16 protein-coding genes are annotated in these 14728 nt (G+C 60.8%); 3 read left to right on the top strand and 13 right to left on the bottom strand.

The genetic code is table 11. The features are described 5' to 3' along the window. The first annotated feature begins 47 nt into the window (after positions 1-47). Positions 48-794 (top strand): fumarate/nitrate reduction transcriptional regulator Fnr, encoded by a 747-nt coding sequence (gene fnr / locus M622_RS25750; RefSeq protein ID WP_031346442.1) that lies wholly within the window; start codon positions 48-50, stop codon positions 792-794. A gap of 46 nt (positions 795-840) precedes the next feature. On the opposite strand, the gene M622_RS25745 is transcribed toward fnr, so the two are convergent. After that, positions 841-1233 (bottom strand): SirB2 family protein, encoded by a 393-nt coding sequence (locus M622_RS25745; RefSeq protein WP_021248465.1) that lies wholly within the window; start codon positions 1231-1233, stop codon positions 841-843. Between the two features lie 104 nt (positions 1234-1337). Here M622_RS25745 and M622_RS25740 point away from each other — a divergent pair, with 104 nt between their 5' ends. Continuing rightward, on the top strand, positions 1338-2018 hold the full coding sequence (locus M622_RS25740; RefSeq protein WP_021248464.1) for a Crp/Fnr family transcriptional regulator: 681 nt from the start codon (positions 1338-1340) through the stop codon (positions 2016-2018). An 18-nt stretch (positions 2019-2036) separates the two neighbouring features. On the opposite strand, the gene M622_RS25735 is transcribed toward M622_RS25740, so the two are convergent. Together M622_RS25735 and M622_RS25730 are read right to left on the bottom strand one after the other, a co-directional pair. Further along, complete coding sequence (locus M622_RS25735) at positions 2037-3674, bottom strand: PHA/PHB synthase family protein (protein ID WP_052028685.1); 1638 nt, start codon at positions 3672-3674, stop codon at positions 2037-2039. 151 nt (positions 3675-3825) lie between these two features. Next, entirely contained in the window at positions 3826-5235 is a 1410-nt protein-coding gene (locus M622_RS25730; protein WP_021248462.1) for an MBL fold metallo-hydrolase RNA specificity domain-containing protein, read from the bottom strand. Positions 5236-5363: 128 nt separating this feature from the next. On the opposite strand from M622_RS25730, the gene M622_RS25725 reads away from it, so the two are divergent. Then, positions 5364-5807, top strand: coding sequence for a universal stress protein (locus tag M622_RS25725; protein WP_021248461.1), 444 nt, complete (start codon positions 5364-5366; stop codon positions 5805-5807). 59 nt (positions 5808-5866) lie between these two features. Here M622_RS25725 and M622_RS0119955 read toward each other — a convergent pair whose 3' ends face one another. The 10 genes from M622_RS0119955 to M622_RS25685 all read right to left on the bottom strand — a co-directional run bounded on the left by M622_RS0119955 (position 5867) and on the right by M622_RS25685 (position 14688). Further along, a complete protein-coding gene (locus M622_RS0119955; protein ID WP_031346438.1) occupies positions 5867-6103 on the bottom strand; it encodes a hypothetical protein in 237 nt (78 codons plus the stop codon). A gap of 43 nt (positions 6104-6146) precedes the next feature. Continuing rightward, positions 6147-6290 carry a DUF3149 domain-containing protein gene (locus tag M622_RS39605; RefSeq protein ID WP_021248460.1) on the bottom strand — a complete coding sequence of 48 codons (144 nt, stop codon included), beginning with the start codon at positions 6288-6290 and terminating at the stop codon, positions 6147-6149. Between the two features lie 27 nt (positions 6291-6317). Next, entirely contained in the window at positions 6318-6830 is a 513-nt protein-coding gene (locus tag M622_RS25720; RefSeq protein ID WP_031346436.1) for a FixH family protein, read from the bottom strand. Between the two features lies 1 nt (position 6831). Further along, positions 6832-8265: a cytochrome c oxidase accessory protein CcoG gene (ccoG, locus tag M622_RS25715; protein ID WP_021248458.1), complete on the bottom strand. Its 1434-nt coding sequence runs from the start codon at positions 8263-8265 to the stop codon at positions 6832-6834. 95 nt (positions 8266-8360) lie between these two features. Next, complete coding sequence (ccoP, locus tag M622_RS25710; protein ID WP_021248457.1) at positions 8361-9251, bottom strand: cytochrome-c oxidase, cbb3-type subunit III; 891 nt, start codon at positions 9249-9251, stop codon at positions 8361-8363. Then, complete coding sequence (locus tag M622_RS25705) at positions 9244-9432, bottom strand: CcoQ/FixQ family Cbb3-type cytochrome c oxidase assembly chaperone (protein ID WP_021248456.1); 189 nt, start codon at positions 9430-9432, stop codon at positions 9244-9246. The genes ccoP and M622_RS25705 overlap by 8 nt, the downstream gene beginning before the upstream one ends. 15 nt (positions 9433-9447) lie before the next feature. Then, positions 9448-10083: a cytochrome-c oxidase, cbb3-type subunit II gene (ccoO, locus tag M622_RS25700; RefSeq protein WP_021248455.1), complete on the bottom strand. Its 636-nt coding sequence runs from the start codon at positions 10081-10083 to the stop codon at positions 9448-9450. Positions 10084-10098: 15 nt separating this feature from the next. Beyond that, complete coding sequence (ccoN, locus tag M622_RS25695) at positions 10099-11529, bottom strand: cytochrome-c oxidase, cbb3-type subunit I (protein WP_031346435.1); 1431 nt, start codon at positions 11527-11529, stop codon at positions 10099-10101. A gap of 432 nt (positions 11530-11961) precedes the next feature. Beyond that, the gene (ccoS, locus tag M622_RS25690) at positions 11962-12177 is read right to left on the bottom strand and encodes a cbb3-type cytochrome oxidase assembly protein CcoS (RefSeq protein ID WP_021248453.1); all 216 of its coding nucleotides are present in this window, start codon (positions 12175-12177) and stop codon (positions 11962-11964) included. Positions 12178-12198: 21 nt separating this feature from the next. Beyond that, complete coding sequence (locus M622_RS25685; RefSeq protein ID WP_021248452.1) at positions 12199-14688, bottom strand: heavy metal translocating P-type ATPase; 2490 nt, start codon at positions 14686-14688, stop codon at positions 12199-12201. Positions 14689-14728 lie beyond the last annotated feature (40 nt).

Genomic DNA, 14728 nt, shown 5'->3' with positions numbered 1-14728 from the left:
ATCCGGTGCCTGAAACTTTGTCTCAAAGGAACGGGATTATCGTGCAGATGAGGGCAAGTGTGCCAATTTCAGTGAATGGATTGAAAACGGCCTGTTCGCAGTGCAACCTCGTTGAGCTGTGCCTGCCCTTTGGCATGTCCGACAGCGACCTGGACCAGCTCGATGAACTGGTTGGCGCGCGCCGCAAGGTCAAGCGCCAGCAGAACCTGTACCGCGCAGGAGACCCGTTCGAGGCCATCTACGCGATCCGCGCCGGCTCGTTCAAGACCGACGTCGTGCTTGAGGATGGGCGCGACCAGGTGACCGGGTTCCAGATGACGGGCGAGATCCTCGGCCTTGACGGCATCAGTACCGGTACCCACAGCTGCAACGCCGTCGCACTCGAAGACAGCGAGGTGTGTGTCATCTCCTACGCCAAGCTCGAAGAGCTGTCGCACAAGGTCGAGGGGCTGCAGCTGCAGTTTCACAAGGTCATGAGCCGTGAGATCGTGCGCGACCATGGCGTGATGATGCTGCTGGGCTCGATGCGCGCCGAAGAGCGACTCGCGGCCTTCCTGCTCAACATGTCACAGCGCTTCACCGCGCGCGGCTTTTCGGCAGCGGAGTTCCATCTACGCATGACGCGCGAGGAGATCGGCTCCTACCTTGGCCTGAAGCTTGAAACCGTATCACGCGCGTTTTCACGCTTCCAGGAAGAGGGCCTGATCGGGGTGCAGCAAAAGCACATCCGGCTGCTTGACACCGCCGGCCTGCGCAAACTCATCCAGCATCAAACCGCAGGCGGCGGACGCTGAATCCGGCGTCAAGGCGTCAATTGCCTGGCGGGACAGCTTTCAGCTTTCAAGCCCCGAATGCAAGCAAAAAGCCAGCCACATTCTTCGTCAACGCCACCGACACGATCCAGGCGTACACCGCGATCGCACCAATGAAAGCCAACACCCGCGTCGACATCGTGCGGCCGCGCTTGAGCGCGACAGTGCCAAGCAGGATGTACGCAAGAAGACCGAAAACCTTGGCCGTCACCCAAGCGGCGGCAAAGGGATACTGCTCGATCATCACCGCCAGGGCAATCGCGCTGAGCAACAAGGTGGTGTCGATGATGTGAGGCATCACGCGCGCAGGCCGGCTCTGCAGCAGCCTGCTGCCGCTCAACATCCAGTAGCCCCGCAACAAGAACCCGGCCGCACTGAGCACCACGCAGGTGACGTGAAGATGCTTGATGGCGAAGTACATTTTTTTCCTTTTCTGAACCCCACCCCAATTTCCGCGGCAGGACCAGCCTCCATTAAAATTGCAGTCGATGAATGAGACCGCTTGCCGCTCAGGAACGCACATACATGGCCAACACCCCACTCGACATTCCTGCGCTGATCAAGCGCATTCCGCTTTTCAGCGAACTGGTCGCTGCAGACCTGGAACGCGTGGCACGCTACACCCGTGAGCGCAATATTGCCCGCGGCGAAGTGCTGTTCCAGCGCGGCGACCAGCCGCATGGTTTTTACTTTGTCGTCTCCGGCCAGGTCAAGCTCGCTTTCTCCTCGCCTCAGGGTACGGAGAAAGTGGTCGAGATCATCGGCTCGATGCAGAGCTTCGGCGAGGCGGTGATGTTCATGAACAAGCCCTACCCGGTCTTTGCCGAGGCGCTCACCGAAACGACGCTAATCCATATCGGTCAGGCCATCGTCACCGAGCTCATCGACCAGGACTCGACCTTCGCCCACAAGCTGTTGGCGGGCATGGCGATCCGCCTGCACGGCCTGATCGAGGATGTCGAGACCTACTCCCTGCGCTCGAGCATTCAGCGCGTCATCGGCTATCTGCTGCAGATCGCCGACAGCGATTCGCCGTGCGAGATCGACCTCCCCACCAGCAAGCAGGTGATCGCCTCGCGCCTTAACCTGACTCCGGAAACCCTGTCGCGCATCTTCCACGACCTCAGTAACTCGAGCCTGATCAGCGTACACGGCAAGCGCATCAAGCTGCACGACCCCGCACGTCTGGCGCGCTACCAGAGCTGAGCTCGTGCGCGCCAGGCCTCAGCTCTCCATGACGTAGGTCCCGGGCGCCGGGCTCAGCGCCGGGAAACGCTCATTGTCCATCGGGCGCGCTTCGACCTCTGCTCCGGCACGCGGCTTGAGCCACTGCATCCAGTCCACCCACCAGCTGCCGCTTTGTTCTTGCGCGCGCCGCTGCCAAGTGTCGACCGTGTCCGAACGCTGGGCATCGGCCACCCAGTAGCTGCGCTTTGGCGGCTCAACCACCGGATTGACGATACCGAAGATGTGGCCGGAGCTCGACAGCACGAAACGCTTGTTGCCGACGACGTGGTTATTGACGGCAAAGGTCTGGCGCCACGGGGCGATGTGATCGTCCTCGGCAGACACCGCATACAAGGGCTGGCGAATGGATGACAGATCGATCGACTCGCCAGCGACCTCCAGTGCGTTTTGCTGGATCAGGCGGTTGTGCAGGTAAAGCTCGCGCAAGTACCACGCATGCATGGTGTAAGGCATGCGCGTGGTGTCCATGTTCCAGTACAGCACATCGAAGGGGGCTGGCATCTCTCCGTACAGCCAGCCATTGACGACGTAGTTCCAGATCAGGCTGTTGGAACGCAGCAGGCGAAAGGACGACGCCATGTCGCCACCGTCCAGATAGCCGGTACGCTTCATCTTGTCGCACAGGTAGTTGATGCTGCTCTCGTCGATGAAGACTTCGATATCGCCCGGCTTGTGGAAGTCGACCAGGGTGGCGAGCAAGGTCCAGTCGACAATCGGCATCGCGGCTTCGCCATAGCGACGATTGGCCCACGCCATGTACATGGTCAATGCCGTGCCGCCGATGCAGTAGCCCACTGCATGCACCTTTTCCGCTCCGGTGAATTCGCGCGCGACGCGGACAATGGTGTCGACACCGTCGAGCAGGTAGTCGTCAAAGCCGACGTCTCGCATCGAAGCATCGGGATTCTTCCAGCTCGTGATGAAGACATCCAGCCCCTGATCGAGCAGGAAGCGGATCATACTCTTCCTCGGCACCAGATCGAGCACGTAGAACTTGTTGATCCAGGGGGTGACGATGACCACCGGTTCGGCATGGACGCGGGGCTGGGTGGGGGAATAGTGGATGATCTCCAGCAACCGGTTGCGGAAGATCACCGCCCCCGGCGTGGTGGCCAGATTCTCCCCAACCTCGAAATCCTTAGGGTCGGTCATCCTGACGTGCCCCGCCCTCATGTCATCAAGAAAAATCTGATAACCACGCCGCAGGCTGTCGCCACGCGTGTCGATCGCCTTGCGCATGGCGACCGGGTTGGTGAGCAGGAAGTTGGTCGGGGCCATCGCATTGAGCCCCTGGCGCCACCAGAACGCGGCGCGGCGGCGCTCCTTGCTCGACAACGCCGGCGTGTCGTAGAGCATGTCCTGGGTGTGGCGCGTGAACGCGAGGTACCACTCTTTCACCAGATCCCAGGTCGGCGACTCGGTCCAGATAGGGTCGACGAATCGCTTGTCATCCTCGTGCGGCGTGATCGGATCCGCGCTGGGCAGACCCATACTGCGGTTCAGGGTGTGCAACTGCAGCCGCCACAGGTCCGACGACAGGCACATCGCCCGCTCCGCCAGCTCTTGCGGGTGTGCGAGCCATGCGAGCTGAGCGTGCACGATGGGTGCAGCCATGCCGAGTGGGTCGATCGCATTGGTAACCCCTTCGCGCAGACGCTTGAAGTTCTTGTGAAACTCCGGGCCCACTGGCCTTTCCGCCACAACCGGCTCGTGCTCTGCCCCGTTCCGGTTCTTTCTGCAGTCAGTCATCATCATTCTCCCGCTTTCAAGGTATTTCGTAGCCCAGCCCAGGCTCAGGCACAATCGGCTGCGTCCAACCCAGCCGTTGATGGATGGCATCGGCCAGCGCCTGAGCACCCAGGGGCTCACCGTGGACGACAAAGGTATGCTTGGGGGCTTGTTTGAAATGCGCCATCCAGTCGAGCAGCGCTGGCTGGTCGGCATGTGCGGACAAGCCACCGATGGTGTGGATTTTCGCGCGTACCGGGACGCGTTCGCCAAACAGGGTGACCTGACGCGCACCATCGACCAGTCGCCGCCCCAGCGTTCCCGCAGCCTGGAAGCCGACAATCAGGATGGCGCATTCACTGCGCCCCAGGTTGTGGCGCAGATGGTGGCGGATGCGTCCAGCATCGCACATGCCGCTGGCGGAAATGATCACCAGACCGCCGCGTACCTCGTTCAGCGCCATCGACTCTTCAAGGTCCTGCACGAAGCGTACATCGAAACGCCCTGGATTGGCCTCGGACCAGGCATGCAGCGCGCGCGTTTCGTCGTCCCAGAGCTCACGATGGCGTAGCGTCAGCGCGGTCACGGCAGAGGCCATCGGCGAGTCGATGACGACCTTGAGCGGATCCAGCCGGCCACAACGCACCAGATCGCATAGTACGAAGAGGATCTCCTGAGTGCGGCCGACTGCAAATGAAGGAATGATGACATTGCCGCCGCGCTCGATGAGCGTATGCCGGATCGCACCCACCAACTCGGCAAGGGTGGCATCCAGAGCACGGTGGGCGCGATTGCCGTAGGTTGACTCCACGCACAGCACGTCGGCGCGCTCGACGTATGCCGGGTCACGCAGCAAGGGCCGCAGCGGCTGGCCAATGTCGCCTGACACCACCAGACGGCGCGCGCGCGCGCCCTCACCCACGTCGATCTCGATCACCGCCGAACCAAGGATATGCCCAGCTTCGCGAAAGCGACAGCTCACTCCCGGCCCGGGCCGAAAATCGGTTTCGTAGGGGACCGCCCGCAGCCGGCCAAGGCTGACGCGCGCCTGCTCGACGGTGTACAGCGGCATCATCTCCGCGCCCTTGCGGGCTCTGCGGTTGCGCGCCTTGCGCAAGGCCCACTCGGCCTCTTTTTCCTGGATGTGGCCCGCATCCAGCAACAGGATGCCAAGCAGATCGAGCGTGGCGGGCGTGGCCAGAATGGGCCCCTTGTAGCCCAAAGCGACAAGACGCGGCACAAGCCCGCAATGATCGAGATGGGCGTGCGTGAGCAGGACGAAGTCAATGCCCGTGAGGTCAAAGTCGAGCGCACGACGATTCTTGATGTCTGCTGCACTGCCACCCTGAAACATGCCGCAATCGACCAGGAAGGCGCCCTGATCATGGTCGACCCGCAGACAGGAGCCCGTCACCTCACCCGCCGCCCCCAGAAAGCTGAGCTTCATCGTGCAACCTTCCTTGCGTGAAACCATGTGCCGCCTCCGTTGCAGGACAATTGCCCCTCATCAGGCCCGATGATGATACTCAGGTCGCTATAATCAAAACTGTCACCATCGCCAGGAGATTTCCCAACATGTTCAAGCACATTCTCGTTCCGACCGACGGTTCTGCCTTGTCGGAGAGTGCGGTGTCCCGCGCCGTCACCTTCGCGCGCGCATCCGGCGCGCGCATCACTTTCTTCTACGCCCAGCCCGATTTCCCGATGCCGATCTACGGCGAGGGTGCTCTGATTGACCCCACCACGCCCGAACAGTTCGCCAAGTCGGCAGCAGCAGAGGCTCAGTCGATTCTGGCCAAGGCCAAGGCCATCGCAGATGCCGATGGCGTTGTGGCAGCAACCGACACGGTAGTGAATGAAGTGCCTTATCAAGCCGTCATCGATGCGGCGGATCGCCATGGCTGCGATCTGATTTTCATGGCCTCGCATGGCCGTCGCGGCATAGCAGGCTTCTTGCTGGGCAGTGAAACCCAGAAGGTTCTGACTCACAGCAAGACGCCGGTGCTTGTGTATCGCTGATCAACTGTCGCGCTGAAATGAAAATCGGCCCTGAACGGGCCGATTTTCATTCCTGACAGTCAGTTTCTTCGATTGATATCGGCTGCGCTACGCTGCAGGAATAGCGTACTCAGACTGGATGCAGCACAAACCAACCAAAAGCCAAGAAATGCGATTGAATAGGTGGCGAGCGCACCGTAATGAACTACTTGCCCGAACAGGTAGAGTTCTTGCGGGTCGATCACGGTAAAAAAAACCGCCTCGGCAAGCGCAGCTACCGCAAATGATGGCCACAACACCTGTATCAGTTTAAGCATTTAACATACCTCATTGCCCGTGACGCCCCCTATGCGGCGGCTACTATCCCTGCTTCGCCCTTTTCTCGTCCGCAATCATGTTGCGCCTGGCATAACGCCACAGATAAATGGCCATGCCGATAATGAATAAAATCGTGAACAGACTCAGCAAACCGATATCACTACTGAACAGAAGATTCCAGGCCATGAGATACCCCCTTTTAAAATTGACGGCTTACGAATTTGATGGATCAATCCTGATTTCCGTCTCTGTCGGAAGGTAAGCGGCCCCGTTCATTCTCCAACTGCGGGACTCGTCTTCTATTTGAAACAGCCATCTTCCAGTGCTCAGCGGCGCAAGCGGCCCGGCAAAGACACCTTGCACGGAATCAAGCACCAGTTCCTGGTCCGCCCCATCGCGTGTTGGATGAATCACGGTCAGGATGATGCGCGCAGGCAGGCTCTGAACACTGGCGGCCGACAACTCGACGCGAATGAAGTCGCTGCGAATGCTCAACTGAGCGGCCAAACCAAGCTCGTGGGCACGCTCGACGCGGCCCAACGTCTGCACGATCGCCTTGCCCTCCTTGTAATAGTCATCCACCACCATGCCGTCGAAGGTGCGCACCGCGATGATCGCCGTGATCGTCCCGGCGATGACGGCGGTCGCCGGCAGCGCGATAAGAAACCAGGGCCAACCCTGGCGATACCAGGGGGCAGGAGGCTTGTCATTCAATGTAATGCTCACTTTAGCGCGGCAACAGGAAGGTGGTTTCTTCACGCAGACTCAGGGAAGGATCGTCCTCTGCCGTGATAAGGAACTCGATCTCGTTCGAGCCCGGCTTGCCTGCGTCATAAGGCACAAGGACCTGCAGGGTGACCGACTGAGTAGAGGCCGGTCCGACTTCAATGCGCGGTGGCCCTCCCGCAATCTTCACGCCCGGCAAGCCCGACACTTCGAACGTGAAGGTACGTGTCGACTCCGCCATGTTCATCACATGCAGACGATAGACGTTCTCGATCTGACCACCCTCGACTTCACGCGCGAGCGAGGCACGGTCACGAATGACGTCGACACGAAGCGGGTCCCGCGACGCCAGACCCCATACAAAGGCCAGACAGACGACTGCGAGCACGGTGCCGTAGATCAAGGTGCGCGGACGGAACACGTGCGCCACGATCTCCTTGTTGCCCCAATTCTTCTTCAGCGCGTTCTCTGTCGTGTAACGAATCAGACCACGCGGGTAATTCATCTTGTCCATCACCTGGTCGCAGGCATCGATGCACGCCGCACAACCGATGCACTCATATTGCAGACCATCGCGAATGTCGATGCCCGTCGGGCAGACCTGAACGCAGATCCCGCAATCGATGCAGTCTCCCTTGCCAAGCGAGCGTGGATCGACGCCCTTCTTGCGCACGCCGCGCGGCTCGCCACGCGCCTCGTCATAGGTGATCACCAGCGTGTCGGGATCGAACATCACCGCCTGGAAGCGGGCATAGGGGCACATGTACTTGCACACCTGCTCACGCAAGACGCCCGCAAACAAAAACGTGAAGGCGCCGTAGAACAGGATCCAGAACAGCTCCCAGGGACCAAAACTGAAGGTCCTGGCTGCTTCCAGCAACTCGGAGGTCGGCGAAAAATAGGCGACGAAGGTGAAGCCCGTCCATAGCGCCACCAGTCCCCAGACGAGAAACTTTGCGCTCCGTCGGAACAGTTTGTTGGCACTCATCGGGGCCTGATCGAGCTTCTGGCGCCTGATGTGGTCGCCCTCGATCTTCTGCTCTATCCACATGAAGATTTCGGTGTAGACCGTCTGCGGACAGGCGTAACCGCACCACAAACGGCCGGCGATTGCGGTGAAGAAGAACAGCGCGTAGGCGGAGATGATCAGGAGGATGGCGAGAAAGAACACATCCTGCGGCCAGAACACCGTGCCAAAAATGTAGAACTTACGCTCGGCGAGATGAAACAGAACGGCCTGGCGGTCATTCCAGCTCAGCCACGGCAAACCATAGAAGAGGATCTGCGTGATCCAGACCAGCGCCCAGCGCCAGTTGGCGAAGACTCCGGTAACCGCGCGCACGTAGAGTTTCTTGCGCGACTCGTAGAGAGTGTCACTCGATTGCGGCGCCTTCGACTTTTGCGCCTGCTGCGGCTTTGGGGATGGGCTGCTCATGATCGCTTTACCGATGAATTCTTGTTCTTATTTTATTGATGACCCCGGGAGGGCCCCTCCCCCCGGGGATGGAACGGCAGTACGGCTCTGGATTCTTACTTCTTGCTCAGACTCATCACGTAAGCGGTCAACAGATGCACCTTGTCTTCGCCGAGAAACTCGCCAAAGACCGGCATCTGATTGCTACGGCCCTTGGTGATGGTTTCGATGATGGTGGCTTCAGAGGATCCATACAGCCACGACTTGTTGGTCAGATTGGGCGCGCCCAGCATGGTGTTGCCCGTGCCATCCTCAGCATGGCAAACCGCGCAGTTGGCGACGAACATGTCCTTTCCGCGCTGAGCACGCAGCGAGTCATGCGCCAGACCGGATAGCGAACGCACGTAGTTGGCGACGTCCTTGACACCCTCGCCACCGAGCGCGGGACCAAAGGGCGGCATCACTCCGTGACGACCCTCGGTGATCGTGGTCTTGATCGCCTCAGGCTCTCCACCCCACAACCATTCATCGTCGGTCAGATTCGGGAAGCTCTTCCCACCCTGTGCAGCCGATCCATGGCACTGCGAGCAGTAGGTCAGGAACATGCGCTCACCCATGGCATTGGCCTCGGGGTCGGCCGCAACCGCCGCCAGTTCCATGTTGCGGTACTTGGCAAAGATCGGACCGTACTTCTCGTCCGCGGCCTGCATCTCCGCCTGGTACTGGCTCACCTGCCCACGCCCCTCGTTGACGTTGCCAAAACCCGGATAAATCACCAGATACACGATGGAAAACACGATCGTGATCCAGAACAGATACATCCACCAGTTCGGCAAGGGGTTGTTGTACTCGGTCAGCGTCTCGTCCCACACGTGCCCGTGCAGTTCAACCGGCCCGCTCTCGCGCTTGGTCATGTTCGACGCCAGCACAAACACACAGAACAGGATGGAGAGAGCCACGAAGACCATCACATACATGTTCCAGAAACCGCTGGTAAAGTCAGCCATTTTTGTTTACCTCTTTTTCGTGCCAGCCGCTTCCGGCTGGCAGGTCGTCATCGGTCAGGGGCAGGCGCGCCGCCTCATCGAAACCCGCTTTGGAATGCTTGCTGTAGGCCCAGGCACAGATGCCAAGAAAGCACAGAAACCCCGCGACGGTGATCAGACTTCTGAAAACGTTGATATCCACGGCGCGTCCTCTCCCTTACCTCACGTTCTGCAGAGCTTTGCCCAGTTCCTGCAGGTAAGCGACGACGGTATCGAGTTCGGTCTTGCCCTCGAGCGCAGCGGGTGCGGCGGCAATGTCCTCCTCGCTGTACTTGTGCAGACCCACCTTGTTCAACGCGCGCATCCTGTCCTGGATGTCATCGGCCACTACAGGCCGGTCGAGCCACGGAAAGGCTGGCATGTTGGACTCGGGCACCACGTCACGAGGATTGAGCAGATGCACGCGCTGCCATTCATCCGAATAGCGTCCGCCCACGCGGGCCAGATCCGGCCCGGTACGCTTGGAGCCCCAGAGGAAGGGGTGGTCATAAATCGACTCCCCCGCCACCGAATAGTGGCCGTAGCGCTCGGTTTCCGCGCGGAAGGGACGAATCATCTGCGAGTGGCAATTGCTGCAGCCTTCGCGGATGTAGATGTCACGACCGACCAGACGCACCGCATCGTAAGGCTTGACGTCCAGCTGCTTGCCACCCGGCCCGATGGGCGAGGTGGTGGAGTGCTGGAAGAACAAGGGCACGATTTCCACCAGACCGCCCACGCTCACGGTGAGTAGCGTGAGGACGATCATGAGAAATACGTTGCGTTCGATCTTTTCGTGTTTCGATTGAGCCATGTTCCTGTTCTCCCCTTAGGCGTGAGCAACCGACGGTGCAAGCACCGGGGCGTCGTAGGCCTTCTGGCCGGCAATGGTCTTCACCATGTTGTAGAACATCAACAACATGCCGACGAGGAAGAGCGAACCGCCGATGAAGCGGATGGTCCAGAACGGGTAGCTGGCCTTGACGCTCTCCACAAAGGAGTAGGTCAGGGTGCCGTCCGGGTTGGTCGCACGCCACATCAGACCCTGCATCACGCCGGCAATCCACAGCGAAGCGATGTAGAGCACGACGCCGATGGTGGCGATCCAGAAGTGGGCGTTGATCAGCTTGACGCTATACATCTCGGTCTTGCCATACAGACGCGGAATCATGTAGTAGAGCGAACCGATCGAGATCATCGCCACCCAGCCCAGAGCGCCGGAGTGCACGTGGCCCACGGTCCAGTCGGTGTAGTGCGACAGCGCGTTCACCGTCTTCACCGCCATCATCGGACCTTCGAAGGTCGACATGCCGTAGAAGGACAGCGAGGTGATGAGGAACTTCAGGATCGGGTCGGTGCGCAGCTTGTGCCAAGCGCCCGACAGGGTCATCACGCCGTTGATCATGCCGCCCCAGGACGGTGCCAGCAGGATCAGCGAGAACACCATGCCCACCGACTGGGTCCAGTCGGGCAGCGCGGTGTAGTGCAGGTGGTGCGGACCCGCCCACATGTAAGTGAAGATCAGCGCCCAGAAGTGGACGACGGACAGGCGATAGGAGTAGATCGGGCGCTCAGCCTGCTTCGGCACGAAGTAGTACATCATGCCGAGGAAGCCCGCAGTCAGGAAAAAGCCCACCGCGTTGTGGCCATACCACCACTGCACCATCGCATCCTGAACACCGGCATAGGCCGAGTAGGACTTCATGCCGGTGAACGAAACCGGGATTGCAGCGCTATTGACGATGTGCAACAGGGCCACGGTGAGGATGAAACCACCGAAGAACCAGTTCGCCACATATATGTGCGACACCTTGCGCTTGGCGATGGTGCCGAAGAACACGATGGCGTAGGAAACCCACACCACCGCAATCAGGATGTCGATCGGCCACTCGAGCTCGGCGTATTCCTTCGAGGTCGTGTAACCGAGCGGCAGCGTGATTGCTGCCAGCACGATCACGAGTTGCCAGCCCCAGAACGTGAATGCGGCCAGTCCGGGCGCAAACAGCTTGGTGTGACAGGTGCGCTGAACCACGTAGTAGGACGTGGCGAACAGGGCGCAACCGCCAAACGCGAAGATCACCGCGTTGGTGTGAAGCGGACGTAGCCTGCCGAAGTGCAGGAATTCGTGAACGTTCAGTTCAGGCCACACGAGCTGTGCTGCGACGATGACGCCGACCAGCATGCCCACGATGCCCCACACCACCGTCATGATGGAGAACTGCCGCACGACTTTATAGTTATAAGTCGCTTGCGATTGCATGTGAGTTACCTCTTAGTTGAAAACCCCAATTTTGAGCAACGCTACCCGAGCCAACGCGCACTCCCTGGCCAATCTGGCGCGAAGGGCACGCTGAGGCCGGAACCTCAAATTGATACACATCAACATTGTATTGCAGTGCAGGAACGGGAGGAAGCCGTAGCGCTTCAAACTACCCTGATTTACCCGGATGGGAAGGGAGAGCGTGCGACAGGGGAATGGTTTGCCGGGCGGGCAGGTCACGCACAGACAAAAAAAAGGGTGCGAATCAACGCACCCCAACCCCAACAGAGAGACAAAACACCCTGGTTTCGAGACGACTGAAAAGCCGCCGCATGAAACGCACTGAGCGGATTATGGGCTTACGGCAAGCGACCATGTTGACCTGGATCAACAGGCGTCGACTCCAGAGCTCACCGCGCGGGCATCGGCCCTTCACGGCGGCGACTCTTCATCCACCTTGGCCTGCGTATCACGCCGTCGTCCTGTCTCCATTTCCGCTGGAAGCTCGTCGCGATCGTCCATCAGCAGCCTGTAAGCGGGCCCCTCCAGATCATCGTACTGACCGTTGCGCAAAGACCACCAGAACAACACACCGATGACGAACACCAGGATCACCGAGATCGGAATGAGGAGATAAAGACTTTCCATGCTGAATCCTGCCAGAGTCCGCTATTTGACGCGCGGCACACGCTGCAGCCGCATCGCGTTGAGCACCACCAGCAAGGAACTTCCCGCCATGCCGATGCCCGCCATCCAGGGTGTGACCAGGCCGGCCATCGCCAGTGGCACCGAAATGAAGTTATAGGTGAACGACCACCACAGGTTCTGGCGAATGATGCGCAGCGTCTTGCGTGCGAGAGCTACGGCGCGCCCCAGACTGACGAGGTTCTCATTGAGCAGCACGATGTCGGCCTGATTGCGCGCGAGGTCCGTGCCTCCGCCCATCGCGACCGAGACGTGCGCCTGCGCCAGCACAGGCGCGTCATTGACGCCATCACCAACCATTGCCACCACCGCTTGCGGATCGCGCTGCAACTGCGCGATCCACTCCTGCTTGCCCTGCGGGCTCATGCCGCCCTGCGCCTGTGCAATACCCAACTCAGCCGCAATGGTCGCGACCACGCGCGGCGAGTCGCCGGACAGTACGCCCAGTCGCACGCCCTCGGCTGACAGCTGCTGCACCAGCGTTCCAGCCTCGGCACGCACCGTATCGGCCAGCCGGAACACGCCCAGCCAGCCGCTTTCAGCCGCCAGCGCCACAACCGTACCGCCCTGCCGAGCAAACACGTCCAGCGCCGCCGGCATGACTAAGCCTGCGGCATCGGCGACATACTGTGGCCGGCCTATCCATAGCAGCTGGCCGTCAATGCGCCCCTGCATGCCCTGGCCGGTCTGCGCGCGCAATTCAGTCACCTGCGGCAAGCTCATCGTCGCCGCGGCTTCACTCAGACCGGCCGCCACCGGGTGCTCAGAGCCCTGCTCAATCGCCGCAGCCAGCGCGATCAACTCAGCCGCAGCCTGGGGGCCGAGCGGCAGCACCTCCTCAAGCCGCATGCGCCCGTAGGTCAGCGTGCCGGTCTTGTCGAACACGAAATGGTTGGCATGCGCCAGCGTTTCGATCGCATGACCGCGAGTGACCAGCACCCCCATGCGCGCCATCGCATCGGTGCCCACCGTCAGCGCGGTCGGCGTGGCGAGCGAGAGCGCACACGGACAAGCGACCACCAGCACCGAAACGAACACCCACAGGGCACGCTCGCTGTCGATGAAATACCAGGCAACGCCGGTGAGCACAGCCAGCACCAGCAAGGTCAGGATGAACCAGCCCGCCACCTGATCCGACAGCGTGGCAACCCGTGGCTTCTCCATGGCTGCGCGCTCCATCAAGCGCCGGATCGCCGCCAGCCGGGTCGAATCACCGACCTGTTCGACACGGAACACCAGGGGTGAGGAGACGTTGATGCTACCGCCCGTGAGACGATCACCCGCCTGTTTCGCGACCGGCAGGCTCTCGCCTGTCAGCAAGGCCTCATTGACCTCACCGACACCGTCGACAACCAGACCATCGGCTGCGATCACCTCGCCGGGGCGCACGCGCAGGATGTCGCCCACCTCGAGCTGAGACGCGGGCACACGCTCGCCCTGCGCCTGATCGGGCCAGGCCGCGAGGCGCTCGGCGAAGGACGGCAGCACCTTGCCCAGTTCCTCCACTCCGCGCACCGCTTTCTGGCGCGCCAGCATCTCCAGGTATCGACCACCGAGAAGGAAGAACACGAACATCGTCACCGAGTCGAAATACACCTCCGGACCATCGCTGAGCGTGGCCCACAGGCTGGCGAGGAAGGCGCTGCCCACCCCCAGCGCTACCGGCACATCCATGCCCAGCCGACGCAGGCGGATGTCGCGCACCGCGCGCTGAAAGAAAGGCGCGGCCGAGTACAGCACCACCGGCAAGGTCAGCAGCAGACTGGCCCAGCGCAGCAGCAACTCCACATCCCAGCTCATGTCGCCTTCGGCCGCGACATAGACGGGGAAGGCATACATCATCACCTGCATCATGCCGAAACCAGCGACGAACACCCGCCACAGCATCGAGCGCCGCTCACGCTCGGCAAGCTGCTCCGAACGCTGGGCATCATAGGGATAGGCACGGTAGCCAATCGCCTGGATGGCGCCGAGGATGTCCGACAGCTTGATCCTGCGCTCATCCCAGCGCACCCGGGCACGCCGGGTCGCGTAGTTGATCTCGACCGCAGACACGCCGTCCTGGTGCGCCACATGCCTCTCGTTGAGCCACACGCAGGCCGCGCAGGTGATGCCTTCGAGAATCAGCGATGCCTCGCGCTCGTGCTCGCCCACCGGGCGCACAAAGCTCTTCTGGAAATCGGGATGATCGAAAAGACCGAGCTCCTGCAGTTCGACCGGCATCGCCTCGCGTCGCGTCTCCGGCATTGCATCGCGATGGCGGTAATAATCGATCAGGCCGTTGTCCACGATGGACTGCGCTACTGCCTCACAGCCGATGCAGCACATGCGCCGCTCGCGACCGTCGATGCGTACGTAGTGCCGCGTGTTCGACGGCGTCGGCAAGCCGCAGTGATAACAATCGACATCGCCCCCTTCTTGGGTCGGGGCAGCACTCAGGTCAGCAGCAGTCATCGGCATCAATGCAAAGCGCCCCGAAGGGACAATCCATTCG

The sequence above is a fragment of the Thauera terpenica 58Eu genome (assembly GCF_000443165.1).
Taxonomy (GTDB): Bacteria; Pseudomonadota; Gammaproteobacteria; order Burkholderiales; family Rhodocyclaceae; genus Thauera; species Thauera terpenica.
Note: the sequence above shows the minus strand (reverse complement) of the source record. Positions and strands in the feature narration are given on the sequence as shown.

Bases quoted from the DNA above. Each gene is read 5' to 3' on its own strand.
- M622_RS25725 (WP_021248461.1), top strand. From the start codon at position 5,364: ATGTTCAAGCACATTCTCGTTCCGACCGACGGTTCTGCCTTGTCGGAG.
- M622_RS39605 (WP_021248460.1), bottom strand. From the start codon at position 6,290: ATGGCCTGGAATCTTCTGTTCAGTAGTGATATCGGTTTGCTGAGTCTG.
- ccoP (WP_021248457.1), bottom strand. From the start codon at position 9,251: ATGGCTGACTTTACCAGCGGTTTCTGGAACATGTATGTGATGGTCTTC.
- M622_RS25745 (WP_021248465.1), bottom strand. From the start codon at position 1,233: ATGTACTTCGCCATCAAGCATCTTCACGTCACCTGCGTGGTGCTCAGT.
- M622_RS25735 (WP_052028685.1), bottom strand. From the start codon at position 3,674: ATGGCTGCACCCATCGTGCACGCTCAGCTCGCATGGCTCGCACACCCG.
- ccoG (WP_021248458.1), bottom strand. From the start codon at position 8,265: ATGAGCAGCCCATCCCCAAAGCCGCAGCAGGCGCAAAAGTCGAAGGCG.
- ccoO (WP_021248455.1), bottom strand. From the start codon at position 10,083: ATGGCTCAATCGAAACACGAAAAGATCGAACGCAACGTATTTCTCATG.
- M622_RS25730 (WP_021248462.1), bottom strand. From the start codon at position 5,235: ATGAAGCTCAGCTTTCTGGGGGCGGCGGGTGAGGTGACGGGCTCCTGT.
- ccoS (WP_021248453.1), bottom strand. From the start codon at position 12,177: ATGGAAAGTCTTTATCTCCTCATTCCGATCTCGGTGATCCTGGTGTTC.
- ccoN (WP_031346435.1), bottom strand. From the start codon at position 11,529: ATGCAATCGCAAGCGACTTATAACTATAAAGTCGTGCGGCAGTTCTCC.
- M622_RS0119955 (WP_031346438.1), bottom strand. From the start codon at position 6,103: ATGCTTAAACTGATACAGGTGTTGTGGCCATCATTTGCGGTAGCTGCG.
- M622_RS25685 (WP_021248452.1), bottom strand. From the start codon at position 14,688: ATGACTGCTGCTGACCTGAGTGCTGCCCCGACCCAAGAAGGGGGCGAT.
- fnr (WP_031346442.1), top strand. From the start codon at position 48: ATGAGGGCAAGTGTGCCAATTTCAGTGAATGGATTGAAAACGGCCTGT.
- M622_RS25740 (WP_021248464.1), top strand. From the start codon at position 1,338: ATGGCCAACACCCCACTCGACATTCCTGCGCTGATCAAGCGCATTCCG.